The organism is Mucilaginibacter sp. NFX135 (assembly GCF_048565145.1).
GTDB lineage: Bacteria > Bacteroidota > Bacteroidia > Sphingobacteriales > Sphingobacteriaceae > Mucilaginibacter.
Window position 1 is genome coordinate 2,658,781 of record NZ_CP183412.1, and the last position, 24,176, is coordinate 2,682,956.

A 24,176-nucleotide genomic window follows, 5' to 3' on the forward strand; every position below is an offset into this window, starting at 1 on the left:
ATTTTTATATGATGGATTACTCAAAAACCTTACGCAACAATAATAAAATATATAGCCGTACCAATGGTCAGAAGCAAAATCAGCAATACAGCTCAGATTTTAGCCTGAGGTTTGTTTTTGCAGGCAACGAACGCTATGATATAGGTAATCGGCATTTATCCATTTATCCCGACTCTTTTTTAATATTGAACAGGGGTACACAATATTCTACCGATACCGATTCGGATATCCCGGTACAATCCTTCAGTATAACCTTTGATCAGCAATTTTTACAGGATTTTAAAGAATGCTGGGTATTGGGTGAGAACCGTTTGTTAGGAAAAAATGGGTATAAAGGAAAACAATTCCTGGAGTTTGATGAAACCATTTATCCGTTTACAGGAGATATTATGCATAATGTATATCATCTTAAACGATACCTTGATAATGGCCAGCATGATGAATTGCTGATCAATGAATATCTGCACCATTGTCTTATCAATTATTTCAGCATTTATAATGAGGAGATATTTAAAAAGGCGGATAAACTTCACTTTTTAAACGCGAGTACCAAAATAGAGATCTTACGCAGGCTTAACCGCGCTAAAGAATATTTATATAGTAACTATAACCAGAATATAAGCCTGGAAGACCTGGCCGAGCATTCATGCCTTTCAGTAAATCATTTATTACGGACTTTTAAACAGGCTTTTAACTTAACACCGCACCAGTTTTTAATACAGCTGCGTTTAAAAAGAGCGCAATTGCTGTTAAAAAGTACAGCTTACCCGATCAACGAGGTAGTAAACCTTATTGGCTTTGAATGCCCCAGCTCGTTTATCAGGTTATTTAAAACACATTATAAGATTACACCGTTAAAATACAGGCAAACCGCCTGATAGTTTTGCATTTAGATTAAATAATAATATAATAATAAGTTTACGCTTAGATGATAAACTTATATGCGAGAATGACCAAAATGGTGATTATCGCACATCCAATAATGTTTTCATATAGTATTATTGTGTTTGTATTAGCTGTATAAGCTTTAATAGGCTTATGTATAATTAACTATTAAACACATGTCTTTATGATAATAGCACCTACTTAAATAATTACTGTTTTATTTACTGTTATACCAGGGGTATCACCAAAATCCCCCATAAACCAGTCACAGGTTCCAATTGATTGTCTCAGCTGGTACCATTCATAAATCGTAAAAGGGCTCTTTAGTTTTTGTTATGTTGATTTGGCTTGATCAAATTAACTCGTTGTAAGATAAATTAAGTTGCCTTTTTGTTCTTTATAATCAAAGTGGTATTTCTTTCGAAATACTAAACTTTCTATGTATTCAGAATTATAAGTTACTCAAATTCCTGTAATCAAATCTATAAGTATGAAAAAGTAAACAAGTACAACCCGATACGTAATCCGTTCGGTCATTAAACTTTAATTAAAGTTAAAACGTGGAAAAATTAAAAAAGTACATTCTAATAATTAATAAAAAAAAGCATGAAGCACAAATTACTTAAAATTTTCATGGTTTGTTTTTTTTGCACAGCGTCAATGGCCTTTGCACAAAATAAAACCGTAACCGGTATTGTTACCTCCAAGGATGATGGCCTGCCTATTCCGGGGGTAACAGTAAAAATAAAAGGAACCACAACAGGTGCCCAAACCAACGCAAATGGTAAATACAGCCTGAGCGCACCAACTGGCGCAACACTTGTTTTTTCTTTTATCGGGTATACCAGTATCGAAAAGCCTGTTGCAGATGTAGTTAACGTTGTTTTGGTGCCCGCAAACAATCAGCTTACCGAGGTGGTTGTAACGGCATTAAACATTTCAAGAGAAGCAAAAACCATTGGTTATAGTTCATCTACCCTTAAATCAGCAGATCTAACTAAGGCAAGGGATGCGAATGTTCTTAACTCTATGGCCGGTAAAATTGCCGGTGTGCGTATCAATGCACAATCGGGAACTTTAGGCGGATCAACAAAGATCGTTATACGCGGTGTAAATTCATTTAACGGCAACTCTCCATTATTTGTTATCGACGGGTTAACTGTAAGTGATAACACTTCGGCTGGTGGAACAATAGCTAACAACGTTGACTTTGGTAACCGTGTTGGTGATTTGAGTCCTGACGATATCGAATCAATGACTGTGTTAAAAGGAGCTGCTGCAACCGCTTTATACGGTTCACGTGCCCTTGATGGAGCAGTTATTATCACCACTAAAAAAGGAAAAAAAGGAACCTTCTCAGTTGATATCAATTCATCGGTACGTTTTGATAACCCGCTTATACTTCCTAAGTTCCAAAATGATTATGCACAGGGTAACCAAGGGGTATTTGCCAATACGCAGTTAAATGGCTGGGGACCAAAAATAACAGGGCAATTAGTGAATCAGTTTCCTAATTTTACTACCGGATCACCTCAATCTGCCTTAAAGGCATATCCAGATAACGTGAAAGATTTCTTTCAGACAGGCGTTTCAGCTATCAACAACATTTCATTTGGTGGCGGCGACGATAAATCTGATTACAGAGTGAGTTTTTCAAGCGCAAATGAAAAAGGTATCATTCCTGAATCATCTTTGGACAGGTATACCTTAGCGGTAAATACAGGTCGCAATTTCAGTGATAAATTGTCATCACGATTTTCGGGTTCTTATACCAATATCGCTGCTGATGGTCGCCCGTCACAAAGTTCCAATAACCAAAGCGCTATCATAAGTTCAATTTATGGCTTGCCAAGAACAGTTGATATCAACGCGTTAAAAAATAATGTTGTTGATCCGATTACAGGTGCTCAGCAATTTTTAGCGCCAGGTCGCTTGGGTAATAACCCTTACTGGATCATGAATTACAATAAAAACAGCAACACTGTTGACCGTTTTACAGGTACCTATAACTTAACTTATAAACCAGTTACCTGGCTTAATTTAAGCAATACATTTGGTGCGGATATCTACACCGAAAAAAGATCCTTGATCTTAAGAAAAGGAACAGCCGGATTTTTACCAGGTCAGTTTACCAAGTTTGATCTGTTGAGCAAACAGGTCAATGATGATTTCATTGCCACAATTACCCAGGATAACTTAGTTAAGGACTTTAAATTTAAATTAGTATTAGGTGGTAACATCAACCAGCGTTTTAACCAAACCAATCAGGTTGATGCGAATAATTTAACTATTGACCAATTGTACACATACAGTAATGCTGCAAGTACAACAGCTACATTAGGTTATCAAAAAAGAAGGCTTCTAGGTGTATATGGTGATCTAAGTATCGGCTACAAAGATTTCCTTTATTTAGATGTAACAGGAAGAAATGACTGGACATCAACTTTGCCGGTAGAAAGCAGATCTTATTTCTACCCGTCAGTTAGCGGTTCATTCGTATTTTCTGAAGTGTTAAAGGATAAAGGATTGGATTGGCTGTCTTTTGGTAAATTAAGAGCCAGCTGGGCTTCGGTAGGTAGCGACTTAGCACCTTACCAGCTTGATTACCAGTATACGCCAACTTCAACCGTGTTCTTGCAATATGTAAATGCCAACGCTATCGTTTTCCCTGCCGGACCAATAGCTACTGCATTCACTTCGCCAAGGGCATTGCCAAACACCAACCTGAAACCGCAAAAAGAAAACTCATATGAGTTTGGTGCAGAGTTGAAATTCCTGAATAACCGTATCGGGTTAGACTTCACTTACTACCATTCAAATATTAAAAACCAATTAATATCTATCACTGTGCCCCCATCTACCGGCTATTTTGCCAAAGTGGTAAATGCTGGTGTTATTCAAAACTCAGGTATCGAGGCTACATTGAATTTAGTGCCTCTTAAATATAAAGATTTTGAATGGAACATTGATGTGAACTTTGCCAAAAACAGCCAAAAGGTAAAAGAACTGCTGCCAGGTTTAAATTTATATAACGTTGCAAGTGGCTACAGTGGGTTACAAATACAGGCTGCTGTTGGGCAAAGTTTAGGACTTTATGGTGGACAATTCTCCAAATCTCCTGATGGTCAGTATATTATAGATCCAACAAGCGGTTTAAGAATAGTTACACAGGGTAAAAGATTGGGAAATATCTATGCCGATTGGACAGGAGGTTTAAATAACACTTTCCGGTATAAAGGATTTACCCTGAGCTCATTGATTGATATTCGTAAAGGTGGTGTGTTTTTCTCAGGAACAGTATCAAACTTGAGAACATCAGGTTTAGCAGCTGAAACCGGTGGCGACAGATCTCAAATGATTGTTGATAAAGGTGTTAACCTGGTGAACGGTGCATATGTACCCAATACCAAAGCTATAAACGCGCAAAACTATTGGAGCTGGATAGCAAGTACCACCAATACCGAAGGAAACGTTTTTGATGCCGGTTTTATTAAATTAAGAGAGGTTCAGTTTGCTTACCAACTTCCATCTAAATTGTTTAAGTCTTCGTTTGTAAAAGGTATACAAATAGGTGTAGAAGGTAGGAACCTGTGGCTGATCAAGAGTCATGTGCCACATGTTGATCCAGAGCTTAACTTCTTTGGTTCTGGCAGTATTGGTGAGGGTGTTGAGTTTAACAGCATCCCATCTACCAGAACCTTTGGTATGAATTTACGTGTGTCGTTGTAAAAACTAAAAAATATTGTTATGAAATTTAAAAACAAAATACTGTCCTCTGTATTCCTGCTTGTAGCGATTTCAGGTGTGTCATGTAAAAAATATCTGGATATCAATACCAATCCCTTAGCCTCAACAAAGGTTGACCCTAAATTACTTTTTGGGTATGCAGTTACCGCCTGGGATGTGAGTAAAAATAGTGGTGACGAGTATATGGCTGTGGGTTTTATGTCACAGGCACTTTCAACAGGTGGTGATTTCTCACAAAATTGGGGGGCATCAAACTTATATAACCTGAGTCCTAACTTTTTGGGTAATACCTGGAAAACCTATTTTAGCAACGGTGGCAACAACTTGCAACAAGCTATAGCTATTGCCCAGGCCTCCAATCCTGTTAATAATAATGCTGCTGCCCAATGTAAAATTGTATTGGCTCAGTTAATATATGAAGCAACCACGCTTTACGGAGATGTTCCGTATTCACAAGCCTGGCAGCCAGACAAATTTCCTTACCCTAAATATGATTCTCAAAAAGATGTATTAGAAAGCCTATTGAAATTGCTGGACGAGGCTATTGCCCAGATAGACCCAACCAGTGCACTTAAAATAGCCGATTATGATATTTACTATGCTGGTGATATGGCTAAATGGAAAAGGCTGGCAAACTCTATCAAATTTAAGATATTAATGGTAATGGTTGATAAGGATCCTACCAAAGCTGCGGCTATCGGTACGCTGTTAAGCTCCGATGGAACTATGCTGGCCTCAACTGCTGAAACCTGGTTAACCAAATACTCTGGTGCTTCTAACAACGAGAACCCTAAATACCGGTTGTTTTTAGGTGAGAATCCGTTTACTTATGGTGCGAAAGTAACTGTTGATCTGATGAATGCGACAAATGATCCAAGGCTACCTCAATATTTTGATCTACCAGACGGACAAACTACCTATATAGGTGTTCCTGCCAACGTGGATGCTGATGAGAAAACCGCTATAATCAGTAATTATTTGTATAGAAAAGATGCTCCTTCGGTTATCATATCATATCAGGAGCTGGAGTTGTTACGTGCAGAGGCTTATGCCAGAGGCTTAGGTGTTCCTGTAAACATGGCAAAAGCAGAAGAACTGTTTAAGCAAGGTGTTAAAGATGCGATGACTTTTTATCAGGCCGATGCTACCGCTGTTGCAACTTATGTAAGCGACCCGACTAAATTGCCTGATTTGACTAAGATTTCGGCAACCGAAGCTGTAAGGCAAATTCATCTTCAGCAATGGATAGATCTGATGGACAGGCCATTGGAAGCATTTGTTCAATGGAGAAGATCTGGACCTGACGGAAGCGAAGTTCCAACATTAACATTACCAAAAGATGCTACTCCTGGCCCGCTGATCAGACGATATACTTTATCGCCTGATGAAACAGCTGCTAACCCGAACATTCCAAATCCGCAACCACGTTATTTCGATAAAGTTTGGTTTGATTTGTAAGTGATCAAATATTTATAAAAAGAAAAGCGACGATCCTTGAAAGATAGTCGCTTTTCTTTTATGCTTATACCGGTATAGCTTTTTTTAAATCTATACGTATAACAATAGAACAAATTGTAGAGTGCTCATTTTTAACGATATATCAAGTTTTTAACAATCTGCAATTTATGCACATACCCTATTATGGGTGATTTTCACATATCTTATTTTTGATTTACGTACTATGTTTGTAACAGCCAAGTAGTTTTCGTTAAGATATTTGGTCAGTTAATAGTTAATTAAAAAAGTCAGTAACGCGAGGTCACTGACTTTTTTTGTATATAGCTTTCAGGAGGTAAACAACTATTATATAATATATTAATTGTTTATGGGTGCGCTAAAATCACTTTTTTTTAAATTTATTGTAACGTTTTGATATTTACTTTCGTCATATAAGCATCCAAACTCCTAAACATGAAAACTTTAATCTTATTAGCAATTACCGGCGGCTTGTTTTTTACTTCCCCCGGTTTAGATTCCAAGCATACAAAAAGCAACAAAACGTGCGCAAAAAACTATGTAAAGCACTGTGTGAAAAAAAATTGCAATCATACCAAAAAAGCTAAGTAGCCCGGTTAACTACACAAATCATTAAGAGGCATCTTTAGCGTCATTCTACTGCAGGATATTGTCGGTTATTTTGGCAATATCGTAGCTGATCTTGTTGATAAAACCTAACTGTTCTTTCAGCAAAGTATCTTCTGCCGATAGCTCGGCCTTTTCGGCTTCATTAACGGTTGTTGTTTTTCCGATGTTAAATTCAATAGGCTCCCCCTGAAGTTTTTTGTTGCTTTCATTTAGTACCGATATACTTTTCTTAACCAGTTTAAGCGCTTCGGCATGTGGTAGCTGTGATTCCTTTTTTACCAGCCCAGATGCTATATTGGCGATGTACGATGACAGGATGTGGTTTAAAACCACAAATTTATGCACATCTTTTACTTTACGTTGTTTGCTTTTGGGTTCCGACGTCATGCGCTCAAAGGCTGCCGATAAGTTGGCCGATTTTACGTACACATCCTTACGGGCCAGTTTGTACATGGTGGTGCCGGTTATTTTACCCGATAAACTTTCGGCAATGGTTATCAGATAGTTAATATTAGCTACCACTACATCGCGCAGGGTTTCCTGTATCTGGTCAAACTCCCAGGTGGGGAATATCAGGTAACTGGCTATAAATGCTATAGACGAACCGATGAAGGTATCTAATATCCGTTCCTGAGCCACGTTCAATAAGCCTACGCCCAAAAACTTGAACAGGATAAGTACAAAGGGCGTCATAAAAATTACTGATACTACATAGTTTAATCTTGAAAAACTATAGGTGCCGATCATAAACACTATTAAAAAAATAAATTGTACAGTGTTATCAGGTATAAAGCTTAATATGAGTATGCCGATAGCTCCACCGCAGATAGTACCGATGAGCCGCTGATAATTACGCTGTTTGGATAGGCTAAAACCTGGTTTCAGGATCACGATGATAGTGAGCAGTACCCAATAGCTATGATGCCCCTGGGCCACTGTTTTGGCCGTAATAAAGCCTGCCAGGCAAACCAGCGACACCCGCAGCGCATGTTTAAAAGCACCCGAATCAAGCGTGAAGTTGTCAAAGAAAATATGCGGGGCATAGTCCTGGTGAGTAACAAACTGGGAGTACTCCACATCGCCGCGTACCTCGGTTGATTTGGGTGCGACTTTAGAATTGTAATAATTATATACATTATTAATGCTTTCGCTCAGATCGCGCAGGTTGATGAGGATCTTTTTAAGCACCAGGTTACTGGTTTCCTGGTTGTTTTTACCGATGTTGTCTATCTTTAATTTTAGTTTTTCCAGCTCGATGTTAAAATCAGTAATATGACGGTTCCTGGCGTTGGATAGCACCATATAGGCTATTTCATCCAATTCATCGGCCATGTGCTGCAGTATACGGGAAATTTCATTCAGGATACCGGTATCTTTAAAGCGTTCGCGTATCTCGTTGTAATCATAATGGGTAGCCATGATCTGCTCAAACATATCCACCAGATCAACAAAGGTCAGTACCAATACTCTGCTGGCCCCGGTTGATTCCTTAACCAATACTCTGCTTTTAAACAGCAATTCGCGCACGGCGTCCTGGTGTTGGCTAACCTGTATCTGCTGCGATACCAGTTTGCGGTAATTATCGTCAATATCTTTTTCAGGTAAGTAGAAGTCGGCTTTGATCCTTAAAAATTTAGCGATATCGGCTACATTTTCGCCCAAAGCCTGCTGTGCCGCACGGTAGGGCCTGATGCCAAAGAATATCAAACTGAAAGCCATATACCATAAACCACCCACCAGGATAGTGGCGCTGTACCACAATACATTGCCTGGCGGTTGTGCCTTATCCATCATAAATATCATGATGAGCAGCGAACAAGTGCCCACGGATGCTGCCCGGTTACCGTAAACCGTAAACATAGAAAACAGGAACGAGAATAAAGTGATCTCCAACCCCAGCGTATATAAATTCAACCGGGCAAAACCAGTAATGGCTGCTACCAGAAAAAGACATAAATTGCCAATAGCCATGGAGTTGCGTTTGTGCGTTACCGGGCCTGGATTATCAATAACACAAATACAAAGAGCGCCCAGACTAAGGGTGAGTCCCAAATCAAACTGGTTAAACTCCAGCAATACCAGTGAGGGCAGCAGTATGCCTGCTGTTATACGTAAACCATCAGAAAAATACTGGCTGTAAAAAAAGCTTTTTATTTCCCTGGTATTAATATTCATCAAAGTAGTGTTTATTTTTGGCGGTGGCCGGGCTATACACAGGCAAGTTATAAAAATCTTTGTTTACAGCTAAACGGCATAATTTCTTTAATATCATTTTAATTTAAAATCTGGTTGTAAATTTACAATAATTAAATTTTTTTACCTTGTTTTAGTAAATTTGATATCAAATTCATAATAATATTATTAAATTTATTACTTTTAGCTGAAATTTAATTTTAGATAATTAAATTCACCCCCGGTTTTGCGCTATAGCCTGTACCAATCAATTTTTACCAATTATATTTTGAGCTATGTCATTAACTTTAAAACTCAGTCAACGGGAAGCAGCTTTTAACAACGAGGTGGTTACCAGGTTTGAGTTGTATAACAGCTTATTTCAAACATTACCGTTTTATCAGGTAAAGGATACCGGTATTTTACTGCCGTTTTTTAGTTCACATTGCGAAAAAGGCGCCGGTAAGCAAGCGTCACCAACAGATATTATTGAGTCGTTCTTTAAAAAATATGTGCCGGATATCGATCATCGCGAGCAGATCAATCGCATGTTTCGCTTTATTCAGTACATTGAGCGCCAGGTGGTTTTGTTTGATGCCATTGAAGATTCGTCCTTTAATAAGCTGGGTAAGTTTGATGATTCGGGTAACCTGCAAAGCTTGCTGGCACAAGCCACCAACAGCGAGGAAACACGCGCTAAGATTAGCGAGAAACTAAAAGATTTTTCATTACGCCTGGTATTAACCGCGCATCCGACCCAATTTTACCCGGGTACGGTACTGGGTATCATGACCGACCTGATCGAGGCCGTAAAAAACAACGATATCAATAATATCGATGTGCTGCTGCAGCAATTGGGCAAAACGCCTTTCTTTAATAAAACATCACCAACCCCGGTTGACGAGGCCATCAGCCTGTCATGGTTTTTGGAGAATATATTTTATCATGCCGTATCGGGCATACAATCCAAACTCGAAGAGGAGTTTGATATTGACGCAGCCAGCAGCCGTGTACTGGAACTGGGCTTTTGGCCTGGCGGCGACAGGGATGGCAATCCCAACGTAACCACACAAACTACCAAGGAGGTGGCCAGCTTTTTAAGGCAGCGCCTGTTCCGTTGTTACTACCGCGATTTTAGGGTACTTAAACGCCGCATTACTTTCCGCGGGGTTGAAAAGGCTATGGCCAAGTTGGAAAAACTGCTGTATAAAAACGCCAATGAACACCCCGATTCCAAAAATCTGCAGGGCGAATTGCTGAGCCTGCTGCAATCTATCAAACAAACTATTATTACCGATCACGACAGTTTGTTTGTGGATATTGTAGAGAACATGATCCAGAAGGTACGTCTGTTTGGCTGCTACTTTGCCACACTGGATATCCGCCAGGATAGCCGCGTTTTACGCAGCGTGTTTGATTATGGCGTAAAAAATATCAAAACAGGTATTGTTAAAGGCTACGCTGACCTGGATGAGGAAGAAAAACTAAAACAGATCAGCTTTAACGAGGCCGATTTTCATTGCCCTTCTGATGCTGATGCCATGACGCAGGATACGCTGAACACTATTCGCCTGATGCAGGAAATCCAGCAAACCAACGGCGAAAAAGCCTGTCAGCGTTTTATTATCAGCAACTGCCAGCGGGCATCTGATATTTTACAGCTTATCGACCTATTTTTATGGAGCGGTTGGGAGAAAGACCGCCTGAGCGTGGACTTTATGCCATTGTTCGAGACCGTAAACGACTTGTCGCGTGCGGCCGAGATCATGGAGCAATTATATACGCATCCGTATTATGCCGAGCATCTGAAAAAGCGCGGTAACAGGCAAACCATTATGCTTGGTTTTTCTGACAGTACGAAGGATGGCGGCTACCTGATGGCTAACTGGTCCATATATAAGGCTAAGGTGGAACTGACCGCTATGGCCCGCAAATATGATATCAGCCTGGCATTTTTTGATGGCAGGGGAGGCCCACCGGCTCGTGGCGGCGGTAAAACGCATCGTTTTTACGCATCTATGGGTAACGAGATCGCTAACGATCATATCCAACTGACCATTCAGGGACAAACCGTGAGCTCGCAATACGGTTCGGTAGAGACTGCCCGTTTCAATATGGAGCAGTTGATCAACGCGGGCATCATATCGGCGCTGCATCCTAACCATAATGATCTGCTGGATGAAAGACACAAAGCCCTGATATCGGATATGGCCGGCGAAAGCTATGAGTTGTTCATGGCCCTGCGCGCGCATCCTTTATTTGTGGAGTACCTGGAGAAATTTAGTCCGCTTAAATTATTGTCGCGCATTAATATCAGCAGCCGTCCAACCAAACGTAATGCCGGGGCGCCATTAAAACTGGAAGATCTGCGCGCCATCAGCTTTGTAACTTCCTGGAGCCAGCTAAAGCAAAGTATTCCTGGTTTTTACGGTGTTGGTACCGCGCTGAAAAAAATGAAAGACGATGGTAACTGGCTCGAAATAAAAGAACTGTACCGGACCTCGGGTTTCTTTAAAACCATGCTGGATAACTGTGCCATGTCCATGTCTAAATCTGATTTCAGGGTGACCGCTTATCTGGAAAAAGACAAAAAATTCGGCGCTTTCTGGAAGATGCTGAAGAACGAGTTTGAACTGACCCGCGAAATGTTGCTGGATTTAACCGGCAGCACCGTGCTGATGGAAGAATACCCGGTGGAGCGCCGCTCTATCGCTATCCGCGAGAAGATCGTGTTGCCGCTCGTGATCATCCAACATTATGCCTTACAAAAGCTCAATAGCAGCGACGACAGTGAACTGATCGATATATATGATAAGCTCGTGATCCGTACCGTTTACGGCATTGTGAACGCCGGTAGGAATTTGGCGTAAGCGGTCTCCGGCTTATCTCAGTTTGTCATCTCGAACGATAGTGAGAGATCTTTTACGTGCGATAAATCCGATGCAAAAGATCTCTCCTCGTACCTCGTTCGAGATGACATTTGTTTATTACTTGTCATCCTGAACGGAGCAAAGGATCTATCCGCGTTCCTGTCGAAGAAGATGCTTTACTCCGTTCACTATGACAGTATTTTTTTGAATTTGTATTTTGAATCTTTATTTGCGCTCGTTTATAACGAGTGCTTAAATGGTTTTGGCGATTGCATCGCTCCAGTTACTTATCCGAAGGGTTCTTCTTTTTATTGATCAACATCTCTATCATTTTGGCCATGCGGTCCTGACGGGTTTTTTCCTGTTTGGCGGTGAGGATCCACAATACGTATTCCTTTTTATGGCTATAGGCCAGCTGCTGAAACCAGTTTAGTATATCCGGATGTTGCTCCAGCGATGCCTTGATATCATCGGGCAGGGTTACGGTTTTATTGTCCACATCAATATAAGCGCTGTATTCGTTATTCCGCACTGCATCATTTCGGCCCGCCGAAACTTTTACTTTGTCAACCGGACGAAAACGCAGGGCTGTCCATACCTCGTTAACCGCTGCCGAAGCCACCGGACGGATGCCATATTGGGCCGGAGCATCCCAGCTGCTCATCATCTCGAGGTCGGTTGTTATGCCCGAGTTCTTTTTTGGATAGATGATCCAGAATATGGTATCATCTTTCAGTAATGGAACGATCACTTTTAGTTCATCTGCCAGTTCTGTACTGTTGGTTACAAACAGTTGTATACCGTTAAAGCTCCCCGTGGTATTATGTACTATTTCTACATCGTCGGGCAGGGGTTCCAGGCTTTCCAGATAATTGGCCGGTGCATTATGTAGCAACCAACAGGTATTGGGTTTCATCTGTAGTTTTTTGGCAAGGACGTTCATGGGTTTGGTTTATAGTTGATGGTTCATAGAGCATGGTTCATAGTTACTTACTATGAATTATACAATACCAATAACTAATTTAATAACAAATTTTGGCTAAAATGGGTGGAGAAATTTACATTGCCATTTTAGCAAAAAAATCCCAGAGTACTATGCCTGCAGATACCACGATATTAAAAGAATGCTTGGTTCCGAATTGGGGTATTTCGATGCAGGCATCGATGTTTTGCATTACCTCATCACTTACGCCATTTACTTCGTTACCGAAGATGAGGGCGTATTTTTCATTATCGAGCGGGGTAAACTCGTTAAGCATGGTGCTGTTTTCGGCCTGTTCTACAGCTATAATGCGGTAACCATCCCTGCGTAACTGCTCTACAGCCTGCAGCGGGGTTTCGTAATAGGTCCAGTTAACGGATTGTGTAGCGCCAAGAGCGGTCTTTTCAATTTCGCGATGTGGGGGCTGGGCGGTAATTCCGCAAAGACAGATCTGCTCCACCGCGAAGCCATCCGAAGTACGAAAAATAGAGCCAATGTTGTGCATGCTGCGCACATTATCCAGTACAACGGCTACAGGTAGTTTATCCTGTGCCTTAAATTCATCAACCGAAGCCCGGTTCAGCTCATCTAATTTTAGTTTGCGCATAGTAAGTTCATTGGTTCATTGGTTCAGTAGTTCATTAGTTTATCAATATCCTGATAAGCATTCGAATAAGTACCAATAAGAGGGCAAATCCCGTTAATCGACAAAAATAAGAATAATACTCAGTGTAAATGCCATTTGATAAGTACCAATGAACTACTGAACCAGTGAACTATTGAACCAACAGATTCAGCAATCCTACGCCATTACCGATCAGCGAGCTGTAAACGGATGGGGCATAGCCAATTTTTTTGGTGTAGTATTCGGTTATTTCGGCACTGTAGTTATCAAAAGCATCGGCTTTAACCAACGCTATGGCGCAGCCGCCAAAACCCGCGCCGGTCATGCGGGCGCCTGCCACGTTGGGGTTGGTTTTGCTGTATTCGGCCACAGCATCTAGTTCGGCGCCGCTTACTTCGTATAAATCGCGCAGTGAATCGTGCGAAGCATACATTAACCGGCCAAATTCCTGTAAATTATTAGCGGCCAGGGCAGCTGCGGCCAGTTTAACACGGTCATTCTCTTCAATCACGTGTTTGGCGCGGTTCAACACTACCGGGTTAGTGATCAGGTGCCGGTATTTTTGGAATGTTTCAGCATCAATATCGCACAGGTAATTGATATCCAGTTCCTGTTGCAGTGCTTTCAACGCTTCCTGGCATTCCTGTACACGTTCGTTATATTTTGATTCGGCCAGTTTGCGGGGTTTGTTGGTATTGATGATGGCCAGCACATGATCACCGAGGTTACTGTCAACCGCCTGATAATCCAGGGTGTCGCAGTTCAGCATCAGGGCCTTGTTCTTTTCGCCAAAGGCAACGGCAAACTGATCCATAATGCCGCTGTTTACGCCGATAAAATTATTCTCTACAGATTTCGACAGTTTCACCAGATCGAGCTTGCTGTAACCACAGTTAAACAGATCATTCAAGGCATAGGCCGTAACCACTTCGATGGAGGCAGATGACGACAAACCCGAACCGATAGGGATATCGCCATAAAAAAGCATATCCAGGCCTTTTAGCTGATGGCCATCCTTACCGAAATGATCTATAACACCAATAGGGAAGTAGTACCATTCGTCGCTCGTTTTTTCATAGCGTTGCTGAACGGGGATGTCATCCTGATCGGTAAAGTTTAAACTCCTGAAACGAAAAACGCCATCTTCATTGGGCGATATTAACAGGTAAGTGCCAAAAGTAATGGTGCATGGCATCACCAGGCCGCCGTTGTAGTCAATATGTTCGCCTATAAGATTTACGCGACCGGGAGAAAAATAGGTGGCGTCGGCCTCTTTATTATAAATTTTAGCAAATTCCTGCTGCAAAGTATTCTTCATTATTTCAGGTTAGTTATTTGGAATAACAAATATTGTAAAAATTGTCAAATATACATTTATAAAATAAATTTAAAATACAAATTTTAATTTTTTCGGGACGAAAATCTGATCAGACGGGAACTTTAAATGTATAGGTTTGCTGTATTCTTGGGCAAACAGAACGGATGGTTCCCTGTTGAATAATTATAGCAGAAACGTGTGCAAATAAAAAAATCACTAATTCACCAACTCAATAATTCACTAATTATGAAGCAATACCTGGTTACGGGATATGATTATACAGATGACGGCGCATTGCAACGCAGGATGGATGTGCGGCCTCATCATTTAGATGGTGCCAGAGTGCTGAAAGCAAACGGTAACTACATAGAAGGAGGAGCTATACTGAATGATGAAGGTAATATGATAGGCTCCGTAATGATCATGCAATTTGAAACCGACGAAGCTTTGGAAGCCTGGAAACAGAACGAGCCCTACATTACTCAAAAAGTATGGGAATCGGTTGATGTGAAGCCGTTTAAGGTAGCGGTTGTTTGATAGTCGACTCAGCTACCGTTTGGTCTGTCTGGATATTAAACGGCGGCAGCCCAGGTATCCAATTGCCAGTAACCATCGGCATCCTTCTTATAAAAGGCAATGTAAGACTTTCCCTGCATGGTAAGGTTGAATGAGAATTCCTGAGCCGAGCGATCGTGCGGTATAAAATGCGGTAGTACGCTGTTGGCGGCCAGGATAATGGCTTCGGTAAATTCATCGCGATTTTGCTGCTGTTGCTGAGTCTCCTGTTGCAAGTGCACAGCATAATCACCATAGGTGGTAAATTCGTTTACATCACCTTTTATTTGCCTGGCAGCATTAAAAGCGGCTTCGGCGTATTGTTCTTTATAGGCTTCCATGGCTTTCAATAGGTCGGGTGCTGATATCTCAGGGAGGCCATCGTTGCCGGTGGTATTAAAACTGTTTAGGATCTCTTCTTTACTCTTCATATAATTAATGGTGATACAAATTAAAAGGATGCCTGTATTTGATAGCATCCCTTTAATTTATCCCGTTTGCGGATGGTTTATTTTGCGTTTTTTAACCCTTCCAGGATCAGTATATCAGCATCATCCAGTTTGATATCGGCTGCTTTCATGTTCTCTTCCAGGTGCTCTACGCTTGATGTACCCGGAATAAGCAGGATATTTGGCGAGTGGTGCAGTAACCAGCTTAAGGCTACCTGGTGTATGGTAACACCATATTTATCGGCCACCCCCTGTAATATTTGCTCGCCTTTTACATTGCCGCCGCCCAGTGGGTACCAGGGTATAAAGGCGATGTTTTGCTCACGGGTGTATTGCAGTTCGGCTTCCCATTTGCGGTTATCTACACTGTACATGTTTTGTACCGATACTACCTCAAAAAACTGCTGCGCGTGTTTGATCTCATCTACGCTAACTTCCGACAGGCCAATGTGTTTGATCTTGCCCTGCTGCTGAGCCTTTTGTAAAAACTCAAAGGTTTTTTCGGCCGGCACGTTTTGGTCTATGCGGTGCAGTTGATACAGGTCGATACGTTCCTGTTTCAGGCGTTTTAAGCTGCCTTCCAGGGCTTCCTGCAAGTGAGCGGGGGATGAGTCGATATTCCACTGGTTAGGGCCTGTACGCAGGAAGCCGCCCTTGGTGCCAATGATGAGCCCCGCAGGGTAAGGTGCAAGCGCTTCGGCTATCAGTTCTTCTGAAATATTAGGACCATAACTGTCGGCGGTATCAATAAAGTTTACGCCCAGTTCTACAGCCCGTTTAAGTACACGGATGCATTCATCCTTATCTTTTGGTGGCCCCCAAATGCCCTGGCCGGTAATGCGCATGGCACCGTAGCCCAGGCGGTTTATGGTATAGTCGCCACCTAATGTGAACGTTTTTTCAAATGTGTTTGCCATAGTATATTTGTTGTTATTAAAATCAACTCAAATATGCCCGCATTGTTTAAAAATATTATAACCCGATTGTAATAATGGATTTTGGGCAAGGATTTTTGAACAAGGAAATAAGGATAATAAATTAGCGCTATCTTTCGCCAAAAACAAACCATGACCGCGCAAAACTTAGCTAATCACAAACGTTCAGTTACAGGCTTCCATTATTTGCTGGGAGGCATGCTCATTGTAGGATTGATAGTTTCTATAGTGAATGTGGTGCTTCAATGGCAGACGACAGGTTTTTTGAGCGCCCTGCTCATTATGCTGCTTTTTGGCTGTAGTTTGTTAATGGGCTTGTTTGTACGTATGTTTCCGCTAAAGGCGCAGGACAGGGCCATACGCGCCGAAGAGGGCCTGCGTTATTTTATATTAACCCGCCAACCGCTGGACAGCCGGCTTACTATAGCCCAGATAGCTGCCCTGCGTTTTGCACCCGATGATGAACTGGTTCCTTTAATAGAACGGGTGTTAGCCGAAAACCTATCGGCAACTGAAATTAAAAAAGCCATCAAAAACTGGCGCGCCGACCATCACCGGGTGTAGGTTATAAGTTAGCGTTTATGATTTAAATTTTAGCATCTCTCAACCTACCTCCACCAGCCTATAATGGTGCCCATCAGCGTTAACGATACCAGGCTGTAGCCGCCGTTTATAAGTATCAGTCGCCAGCTTTTTAGCTCAAACAGGCCTTGTATGGCAATAGCACTAAACGTCCATACACCGGCCAGGGAACCAGCTGTAGCGCCCCAGGATACATCGGTTTTGGCATCGGCCAGGAACATACCCAGGTTAACCGCCATGATGATAGAAAAGAAAAATGAAAAGCCAAAAATCCGACCTTTATTGGAGGTCTTTAATTCGTCGGGATTAAGCTTATTATCAGCCATCCAGGGATTGGCGAATAGCAGAGGGGAGTACCAGATACCGCCAACTAAAAATGCCGACACGCCAGCCGCAACCACGGCCAGCCAGTTGATGTGTGAAAAATCCATAATGATAAGTTTATGTGTATCATAAAGTTATCAATTATTGGAGTAAAGAACAAGGATTTTTGGAGCAAGGATTATTGGAACAAAGATTTTGGGACTTTTGGAGCAAGGATTATTGGAGCAAGGAACAAAGAAACGGAAAGCAGCCTGTCGATCTTTACTCCTTAAATCCTTGCTCTTTGTTCCAATAATCCTTGTTCCAAATCCCTATTTAACCTGAATGTGCATTACCTGCCTGCCCAGGTCGCCTTCGGCATCCAGGCCTTCGATAATTACACGGTATGATCCTCTGGCATCGCTGTTAAAAAAGCTGAATGAAGCAACGCCGTTCTTATCAGTGATCACTTTCGGGTTCCAGTAAATGGTATTGCGGAGATCGGCACCGAGCGAACTTTGTTTGGTAACATCATATTTAGGCATGTAAAACTCTTTGGCCTTACTATAACCCTGTACGGCAAAAGTTACCACATTTTGTTTAGGGATAAGCGCCTGTAACTGGGCTAAGGTTATTTTCTCCTTTTTGATAACTTTTTTATTAATGATCAAAACGCCGTTTGTTTGATTCATGCGATTAATGCCGCTTACGCCATCTTTTAAAAAGATCTCTACGGATGCCACCTCGGCACCTGTAATGGTCGATAAGAAATTTACATCAACCGGCATGCTGCCTATATATATCTGCACCGGTATTTTTTTACCGGCATTATAATCGCGGGTGATATAAAAGTTATTGTCTACATAAGTTAAGCCAAAAGCCATGGTGCTCAAGCAGTTGATCAGCAGCGGACAATCCTTCAGCTGATCGCCCGATATTTCATGGTCGGCCTGCCCGGGTAACCCGGCAAATGTGCCAAAGTCACTATGGCTTGGTTTTTTCTCGAACTTGGTTGATTTTACTACTACCTCTTTCAACACGCGGGAGTTTTGGTACTGCCTGCGGCTGTTATCCAGGTAAGGGCGCATCGCGCTGTCGATATTTACAATTTCGTCGGACTGATTTGGGTTCTTGTTTAATTTCTGATACAATTCACCGTTTACACTGATCACCATGTTTTTGCCGTTCGGATTGTTACGGGCGCTCAGGGTTATTTTAGAAGTATCCATGACCACCACATTACTGAACTTGAAATTACCCGACAGATCTGTTATTGTTTCGGCCGAAAAGTTACGGTCGGGTATCAGCAAACGGATACTGCCTTTACCTACCGGCAAGCCGGTAGTAGTTCTTAATATACCCGATACTTCAATTCCTTGTTCCGGAGCGATAAAGATAGGCGGGTTTTTATCTGCCAGGATATCCTCATACGAGAAACGGCGATACCCCTGCGTAAGCATCAGGATATCCAGATTATCCAGCTTTTCCTGATCGGGTTTGTTAAAATAGTAATTAGGTTTTTCTATGTATCCTTTCAAATCAGATGTAAGCAGCAGATTGCTTAATATGGTCGATTCAGAATCTTCATTGGTAGGTATGCTCGTATCATCAAGCACCGCTACAGAAAAATTGCCTTCAACAGGAGCGGTACTATTTTTTGCAGATAACGCTATTCGAACATTTTGCCGGGTGGTGTAAGATGGTTTATCGGGTTTTAAAGTCAGGTTTAATAAGTCGTTATGCTGTATAAAAGCAATACGCTCGCATAACGCATAACCCCCGGATGAAAACAGGGTGAATTGCACAATACCGGTTGGAAATTTACTTTTAGCGATATTGGCCGTATAGGCAGCGTTTTGTAAAACGGTTTGCGCAGCATAGTATATAACCCCGCCGCTTTGCGCTACCAAATAAAAGCTTTTGTTTTGTTTGCGCTGTAAAAACAGTTCGTTGGCTGATATTTTAACGGTAATATTATCAGCATCGGTATTAAATACCGACAAATTAATGCCCATTGCCTGTACCCGTGGAAGCTTATAAGTGCCTGTAGAGCCATTGGGGAAAGTGACGTTGGCGGTATATACTTTTCCGCTTTCGGGGGTTATAACAAATACTCCCATACCCAGGTGAGCAGATGTGAAAGTTGCCATAACGGTACCCTGATCATCGGTAACAGTTCCTTTTACATCAGTTCCTAATCCTTTAGAATTGATGGCTTTAAAGGCGACCTTTGAGCGTATACCGTTAGTAAGTTGTCCGCTTTCGGGAAAAAACTGTACATCATAAGCGGTTACCGCGCCTTTTAACGAAAATGAATTGGTAACCGATTTACGTTCGCCCATATCAATAGCGGTTACCAATGAGCTGGATGTGATGGTAGCAGCCTCGTTTTCGGGTATATCTACCAGTAAGTGGCCCTTATCGTCCGTACGGCCGCTGCCTTTGGTTATCGCGTCGCCATTGCGCACCAGTTGCCAGCTTACTTTTCTGTTGGCATACGGTGTATTGGCAGGATCCTTATACAAGATATCAGCATCAACTTTTACGGTACCTTTTTTTGCCGAGCTTTTGTAGCTGACAAAGGTATTTACCTGATTGTCGATAGCATTACCTACGTTAATGGTATGGTCGTAAAAATAATCGGGATCAAAATTGCGCATCCAGTTGGTATAGGCCCTGATACGGTAAGGGCCCTGTTTATAAGTATCGCCGGTAAGTGTAATATTACCATTAGCAAAACCATTTTTAACCGGTATACGCAGGTTGTCCATTACGGAGTCCTGGTTGTTGATTATATCAACATAAACAATACCGCTTAAGCCCGATGGCTGGTGTTTTTCGACCGTTACATAGGCCTTAAACCAAATGGTATCGCCAACGGCATAATAGGGCTTATCTAAATGCAGGTAAACTTTTTCAATGGGGTAACTGCTTTGAAACTTAGCAGTTTTTTGAATAAGCGTATTTAAGGGAATACTATCCTGTTGCGCCAAAGCGGAAAAACCAAAGGAGAATAACAGGGAAATGACGAGTAAAAATTTTCTTGATATCATTAATATAATATAAAGCGGCTAACAGGGGCTAATATAAACATTTAGGGTTGCAGCGTGCCGAACGCACCTGTCATTTAACATTTTTTTACAATCACGGTAAATTTGGATGATGTTATGACTATCCGTTTTTGGGCTTGTGCAACAGGCAAAACTATAGCTTTTTCCAATATCAACGGAAAGTTATAATCAATATGTTGCACAGCGGCGCATCATAACATCATTGTTACTTATTGATGCCGTTTCGACTCACCCGGTCTACGCTACGCTGGACCACCCTCTCTACGGCTTTGCCGCAAAGAGGGTAAAGAAAAAAGAAAGAAAAACCCCTATGCGCGAAGCGTAGAGAGGGGTGACGAGCGCAGCGACGTCGATGGTGAGTCGATGGTGCGACATTTTAAAAATTATACCCCACACCAAATTTTACACCAGCGTTTTCAATACTGTTGGTTCGGCCATTACTGTTAAAACCAATCAGGCGATGTTCCAGTAAAAACGGGTTAATGAAAACAGTTACCGGGCCAAAATCATATTTACCGCCAACACCAATCTCGGCGCCGATGCCTTTTTGGTCATTTATCCCGGTATCATTATCGGCGCCAAAATCAAAGTCGACCAGAAGACCTGCATTAACATACAGGTATTTTAAAAAAGTGTATTTACCGTAAATTGGCACCGTGATCAGTTTAGCTCTGCCAGGACTCAGGATCTCGCCCCTGTCGGGCACAATAAAGCTTTGTATTAGTTTATTGCTGGAGTATTGCAGTCCGGTTTCCAGCGCAAAGGAACTGTTTAAATTGCGGGTGTAACCAAAACCTGTAATCGTTCCGCTTTTTGACCTGTATCCATAATCGCCAATGTCGCCATGGATGTTTACATGATTGGCTGCCACTCCGTAATATAAGGATATGCTGTTTTTTGACTGGGAATGCGCCTGTATGCTTATTAAAACAAGCGTTGCAAGGATAAGATTAATTTTCATTGTAGTAAATGTTTAAGCGGTAATGAAGCTATCATGAGCTGGTTTACTCATTCCGATTTGCGAGCGGTAGCTCATGATGGTTTCATAAGATGTAGAATTGCAGGGTTTAACATTTTTATGATGCCTAAGATATTTAATTAGGGCGAATTTTGAATATTATATAATTGTTACTGGTATTATTTGTGCCGCCCAATTATATCAAAAGTGGTAACTTTACTATGTTATCAGGTTTGTTATGCAAATACCTCCATCGCCGCATCTATCCCACATTATTAAACATTATTTGATACTGGAAAACAATTGCACTAAGCAGGTCAACTATCGTTTGTTTTCTGACGGCAATCCGGGGATGGTTTTTTACTTCAAAACACCGTTAATACAACAAACAGCAGCTCAAATATCCATCCATCCCAACAGTTTCGTTTACGGACAGTTAACCCAATACAAAGACCTGTTATCCACCGGGGAATTAAATATCCTGGTGGTTGTATTTCAATCATACGGCTTGTATGCCTTGTCTGGTATTGCTGCTGTTGACTTAAATGACGGCCTGATCAAATTAAACGAGCTTTTTAAGCGTGAAGGGAGCGATCTGGAAGATCAGGTTTTGAATGAGACGGGTATCCGAAACAAGATTGAACATATCGAAAGCTTTGTATCAAAAAAGCTGGCGGGTGTTCAGTGTCCAGACAAAATTATTACTGGCGCTTTAAAATTAATTGATAGCCATAAAGGAAATATATCCGTATCTCAATTGCTGAATATTTTGCCCATAACCGAAAAGCAGCTTGAACGCCGGTTTAACCACTATATAGGGATAAGCCCAAAGCGGTTCACTGCCATTATGAAGCTGCAGTATTTTTTAAAGAATTTACAGCGGCAATCGTCAGATACAAAAATTGCCGATGTAGCTTATGAGAACGGCTATTATGACCAGGCTCACCTTAATAACTATTTTAAAAAGAACATAGGCATAACCCCATCCGCCTATAAAGCAAACAACCTGCTGGCTATTAATTTTATGCAGGTTTAGCTTAATAATTGTCGGTTTTTTACAAGGCAACATTTACAAGCATCTATAGCTTTGGTGTATATTAAATACCATGCATATGAAAAATTTAAAAATAGCTACCGCCCAATTCGAAAACAAAAGTGGCGATAAAGCCTATAATTTATCGGTTATCAAACAGCTTTCGCAAAAGGCGGCTCAACAAGGTGCCGATGTGATCGCCTTTCATGAGTGTTCTGTTACCGGCTATACTTTTGCCCGGCATCTGGATAAACAACAGATGCTTGATCTGGCCGAAGTAGTTCCGGGGGGCGAGAGCATCGAGGCTCTTACCGCCTATGCCCGTGAATTTGATATTATTATACTGGCCGGGTTGTTTGAAAACGATGAAGAGGATAATCTGTTCAAGCCCTATGTATGTGTTGATAAAAATGGCTTGGTTGCCAAACATCGCAAACTGCATCCGTTCATCAATCCGCATTTGCAGCCGGGCGACAGTTATACCGTTTTTGAAATTTTGGGCTGGAAATGCGGCATTCTTATCTGCTACGATAATAACATTATTGAAAATGTAAGGGCAACCAAATTGCTGGGCGCCGATATTATTTTTATGCCGCACGTAACCATGTGTACGCCATCTACCCGTCCCGGTGCCGGTTTTGTTGATGCTGCACTTTGGAAGGATAAAGCCGGCAACGCCAAACAATTACGCGAAGAATTTGATAGCCTTAAAGGCAGGGCCTGGTTGATGAAATGGTTACCTGCCCGGGCTTATGACAATGCGGTATACGCCATTTTCGCCAACCCGATAGGTATGGACGATGATCAGCTTAAAAACGGTTGCTCCATGGTTATTGATCCTTATGGCGATGTGATAGCAGAATGCAGATCGTTGGATAATGAATTTGTTATTGCCGATATCCATGCCGACAAACTAACCCTGGCTGGTGGCTACCGGTACATTAAAGCCCGAAGGCCCGAATTATACCGTGATATTATTGGAAAAGCCCACCAAAGCGAGCAAAAGGTGGTTTGGCTTTAAGGTTAAATATGGCTAATATTAAAACCTATCCTTAGTGTTCAGGTTAATTATAAAGAAATCAAAAAGAAATTGCCATGTTGGATACATATTACAGGATATGGGTTGATGCCATTACGGTAGAAAGATCCAAAAAAGGAGAGCAGGGGAATTGGAAAGCATTTACCATTATTCCGATGTCGATTTTGCAGGGTACCAATTTATTGACCTTTATTTTTCTGATCAGGATAATTACGCATGGCGGCGTGCCGGTAGTTTTAAGTTTTAATATTTTCCGCGAACGGGCATTGAATACTTTTCTGGCCGGAGCGCTTACTTTTTTTGTGCCCTTTGTAATACTTAATTATTTACTGATCTTCTATAATCAACGCTATAACGATTTGATACGGATATACCGGGACAGTAACGGGAGGCTCTATCGTAAGTATTTTTTGATAACCATTGGTGTTATTGTGATTCCATTGGTACTCAGATTGGTTTTTTAGTTCAAATACTAATTTGGTTTTTGGTATAAAATATATACTTAATTGTTTTAAATGATAATTTTGTTAGCTATACTTGTAAACAAAACAATCATAACCTAAAACA

At 41.5% G+C, this 24,176-nt stretch carries 18 protein-coding genes; 9 read left to right on the plus strand and 9 right to left on the minus strand.

What is annotated here, in order from left to right; translation table 11 throughout:
• Positions 1 to 8 precede the first annotated feature (8 nt).
• From ACNURT_RS11455 to ACNURT_RS11465, 3 genes are all read left to right on the plus strand, one after another.
• Positions 9 to 878, plus strand: coding sequence for a helix-turn-helix domain-containing protein (locus tag ACNURT_RS11455; RefSeq protein WP_419701856.1), 870 nt, complete (start codon positions 9 to 11; stop codon positions 876 to 878).
• A 613-nt stretch (positions 879 to 1,491) separates the two neighbouring features.
• Entirely contained in the window at positions 1,492 to 4,614 is a 3,123-nt protein-coding gene (locus tag ACNURT_RS11460) for a SusC/RagA family TonB-linked outer membrane protein (RefSeq protein WP_419701857.1), read from the plus strand.
• Positions 4,615 to 4,632: 18 nt separating this feature from the next.
• Entirely contained in the window at positions 4,633 to 6,090 is a 1,458-nt protein-coding gene (locus ACNURT_RS11465; RefSeq protein WP_419701858.1) for a SusD/RagB family nutrient-binding outer membrane lipoprotein, read from the plus strand.
• Between the two features lie 654 nt (positions 6,091 to 6,744).
• Here the strand turns inward: ACNURT_RS11465 and ACNURT_RS11470 are convergent.
• Positions 6,745 to 8,892, minus strand: coding sequence for an FUSC family membrane protein (locus ACNURT_RS11470; protein ID WP_419701859.1), 2,148 nt, complete (start codon positions 8,890 to 8,892; stop codon positions 6,745 to 6,747).
• 293 nt (positions 8,893 to 9,185) lie between these two features.
• Between ACNURT_RS11470 and ACNURT_RS11475 the strand changes: the two genes are divergently transcribed.
• Positions 9,186 to 11,759 (plus strand): phosphoenolpyruvate carboxylase, encoded by a 2,574-nt coding sequence (locus tag ACNURT_RS11475; RefSeq protein WP_419701860.1) that lies wholly within the window; start codon positions 9,186 to 9,188, stop codon positions 11,757 to 11,759.
• Positions 11,760 to 12,042: 283 nt separating this feature from the next.
• Here the strand turns inward: ACNURT_RS11475 and ACNURT_RS11480 are convergent, their stop codons facing one another.
• The 3 genes from ACNURT_RS11480 to ACNURT_RS11490 all read right to left on the minus strand — a co-directional run bounded on the left by ACNURT_RS11480 (position 12,043) and on the right by ACNURT_RS11490 (position 14,684).
• Positions 12,043 to 12,702 carry a YdeI/OmpD-associated family protein gene (locus ACNURT_RS11480; RefSeq protein ID WP_419701861.1) on the minus strand — a complete coding sequence of 220 codons (660 nt, stop codon included), beginning with the start codon at positions 12,700 to 12,702 and terminating at the stop codon, positions 12,043 to 12,045.
• Between the two features lie 115 nt (positions 12,703 to 12,817).
• Positions 12,818 to 13,348, minus strand: a complete 531-nt coding sequence (locus tag ACNURT_RS11485; RefSeq protein WP_419701862.1) for an RNA methyltransferase — start codon at positions 13,346 to 13,348, stop codon at positions 12,818 to 12,820.
• A 169-nt stretch (positions 13,349 to 13,517) separates the two neighbouring features.
• A complete protein-coding gene (locus tag ACNURT_RS11490; RefSeq protein ID WP_419701863.1) occupies positions 13,518 to 14,684 on the minus strand; it encodes a galactokinase in 1,167 nt (388 codons plus the stop codon).
• 246 nt (positions 14,685 to 14,930) lie between these two features.
• On the opposite strand from ACNURT_RS11490, the gene ACNURT_RS11495 reads away from it, so the two are divergent.
• Positions 14,931 to 15,221, plus strand: coding sequence for a YciI family protein (locus ACNURT_RS11495; protein WP_370994275.1), 291 nt, complete (start codon positions 14,931 to 14,933; stop codon positions 15,219 to 15,221).
• Between the two features lie 35 nt (positions 15,222 to 15,256).
• Here the strand turns inward: ACNURT_RS11495 and ACNURT_RS11500 are convergent, their stop codons facing one another.
• On the minus strand, positions 15,257 to 15,670 hold the full coding sequence (locus ACNURT_RS11500; RefSeq protein WP_419701864.1) for a hypothetical protein: 414 nt from the start codon (positions 15,668 to 15,670) through the stop codon (positions 15,257 to 15,259).
• Positions 15,671 to 15,747: 77 nt separating this feature from the next.
• Positions 15,748 to 16,605 (minus strand): aldo/keto reductase, encoded by an 858-nt coding sequence (locus tag ACNURT_RS11505; protein ID WP_419701865.1) that lies wholly within the window; start codon positions 16,603 to 16,605, stop codon positions 15,748 to 15,750.
• A gap of 150 nt (positions 16,606 to 16,755) precedes the next feature.
• Here ACNURT_RS11505 and ACNURT_RS11510 point away from each other — a divergent pair, with 150 nt between their 5' ends.
• Positions 16,756 to 17,187, plus strand: coding sequence for a DUF6526 family protein (locus ACNURT_RS11510; protein ID WP_419701866.1), 432 nt, complete (start codon positions 16,756 to 16,758; stop codon positions 17,185 to 17,187).
• Positions 17,188 to 17,231: 44 nt separating this feature from the next.
• Here ACNURT_RS11510 and ACNURT_RS11515 read toward each other — a convergent pair whose 3' ends face one another.
• The 3 genes from ACNURT_RS11515 to ACNURT_RS11525 all read right to left on the minus strand — a co-directional run bounded on the left by ACNURT_RS11515 (position 17,232) and on the right by ACNURT_RS11525 (position 21,540).
• Positions 17,232 to 17,636: a DUF1761 domain-containing protein gene (locus ACNURT_RS11515; protein ID WP_419701867.1), complete on the minus strand. Its 405-nt coding sequence runs from the start codon at positions 17,634 to 17,636 to the stop codon at positions 17,232 to 17,234.
• A gap of 204 nt (positions 17,637 to 17,840) precedes the next feature.
• Positions 17,841 to 20,561, minus strand: a complete 2,721-nt coding sequence (locus ACNURT_RS11520) for a carboxypeptidase regulatory-like domain-containing protein (protein WP_419701868.1) — start codon at positions 20,559 to 20,561, stop codon at positions 17,841 to 17,843.
• Between the two features lie 394 nt (positions 20,562 to 20,955).
• The gene (locus ACNURT_RS11525) at positions 20,956 to 21,540 is read right to left on the minus strand and encodes an outer membrane beta-barrel protein (protein ID WP_419701869.1); all 585 of its coding nucleotides are present in this window, start codon (positions 21,538 to 21,540) and stop codon (positions 20,956 to 20,958) included.
• Between the two features lie 235 nt (positions 21,541 to 21,775).
• On the opposite strand from ACNURT_RS11525, the gene ACNURT_RS11530 reads away from it, so the two are divergent.
• The 3 genes from ACNURT_RS11530 to ACNURT_RS11540 all read left to right on the plus strand — a co-directional run bounded on the left by ACNURT_RS11530 (position 21,776) and on the right by ACNURT_RS11540 (position 24,073).
• Positions 21,776 to 22,573: a DUF6597 domain-containing transcriptional factor gene (locus ACNURT_RS11530; RefSeq protein WP_419701870.1), complete on the plus strand. Its 798-nt coding sequence runs from the start codon at positions 21,776 to 21,778 to the stop codon at positions 22,571 to 22,573.
• Positions 22,574 to 22,649: 76 nt separating this feature from the next.
• Complete coding sequence (locus tag ACNURT_RS11535) at positions 22,650 to 23,591, plus strand: nitrilase family protein (RefSeq protein WP_419701871.1); 942 nt, start codon at positions 22,650 to 22,652, stop codon at positions 23,589 to 23,591.
• Positions 23,592 to 23,665: 74 nt separating this feature from the next.
• Entirely contained in the window at positions 23,666 to 24,073 is a 408-nt protein-coding gene (locus tag ACNURT_RS11540) for a hypothetical protein (protein WP_419701872.1), read from the plus strand.
• Positions 24,074 to 24,176 lie beyond the last annotated feature (103 nt).

Bases quoted from the DNA above. Each gene is read 5' to 3' on its own strand.
- ACNURT_RS11455 (WP_419701856.1), top strand. From the start codon at position 9: ATGATGGATTACTCAAAAACCTTACGCAACAATAATAAAATATATAGC.
- ACNURT_RS11460 (WP_419701857.1), top strand. From the start codon at position 1,492: ATGAAGCACAAATTACTTAAAATTTTCATGGTTTGTTTTTTTTGCACA.
- ACNURT_RS11465 (WP_419701858.1), top strand. From the start codon at position 4,633: ATGAAATTTAAAAACAAAATACTGTCCTCTGTATTCCTGCTTGTAGCG.
- ACNURT_RS11470 (WP_419701859.1), bottom strand. From the start codon at position 8,892: ATGAATATTAATACCAGGGAAATAAAAAGCTTTTTTTACAGCCAGTAT.
- ACNURT_RS11475 (WP_419701860.1), top strand. From the start codon at position 9,186: ATGTCATTAACTTTAAAACTCAGTCAACGGGAAGCAGCTTTTAACAAC.
- ACNURT_RS11480 (WP_419701861.1), bottom strand. From the start codon at position 12,702: ATGAACGTCCTTGCCAAAAAACTACAGATGAAACCCAATACCTGTTGG.
- ACNURT_RS11485 (WP_419701862.1), bottom strand. From the start codon at position 13,348: ATGCGCAAACTAAAATTAGATGAGCTGAACCGGGCTTCGGTTGATGAA.
- ACNURT_RS11490 (WP_419701863.1), bottom strand. From the start codon at position 14,684: ATGAAGAATACTTTGCAGCAGGAATTTGCTAAAATTTATAATAAAGAG.
- ACNURT_RS11495 (WP_370994275.1), top strand. From the start codon at position 14,931: ATGAAGCAATACCTGGTTACGGGATATGATTATACAGATGACGGCGCA.
- ACNURT_RS11500 (WP_419701864.1), bottom strand. From the start codon at position 15,670: ATGAAGAGTAAAGAAGAGATCCTAAACAGTTTTAATACCACCGGCAAC.
- ACNURT_RS11505 (WP_419701865.1), bottom strand. From the start codon at position 16,605: ATGGCAAACACATTTGAAAAAACGTTCACATTAGGTGGCGACTATACC.
- ACNURT_RS11510 (WP_419701866.1), top strand. From the start codon at position 16,756: ATGACCGCGCAAAACTTAGCTAATCACAAACGTTCAGTTACAGGCTTC.
- ACNURT_RS11515 (WP_419701867.1), bottom strand. From the start codon at position 17,636: ATGGATTTTTCACACATCAACTGGCTGGCCGTGGTTGCGGCTGGCGTG.
- ACNURT_RS11520 (WP_419701868.1), bottom strand. From the start codon at position 20,561: ATGATATCAAGAAAATTTTTACTCGTCATTTCCCTGTTATTCTCCTTT.
- ACNURT_RS11525 (WP_419701869.1), bottom strand. From the start codon at position 21,540: ATGAAAATTAATCTTATCCTTGCAACGCTTGTTTTAATAAGCATACAG.
- ACNURT_RS11530 (WP_419701870.1), top strand. From the start codon at position 21,776: ATGCAAATACCTCCATCGCCGCATCTATCCCACATTATTAAACATTAT.
- ACNURT_RS11535 (WP_419701871.1), top strand. From the start codon at position 22,650: ATGAAAAATTTAAAAATAGCTACCGCCCAATTCGAAAACAAAAGTGGC.
- ACNURT_RS11540 (WP_419701872.1), top strand. From the start codon at position 23,666: ATGTTGGATACATATTACAGGATATGGGTTGATGCCATTACGGTAGAA.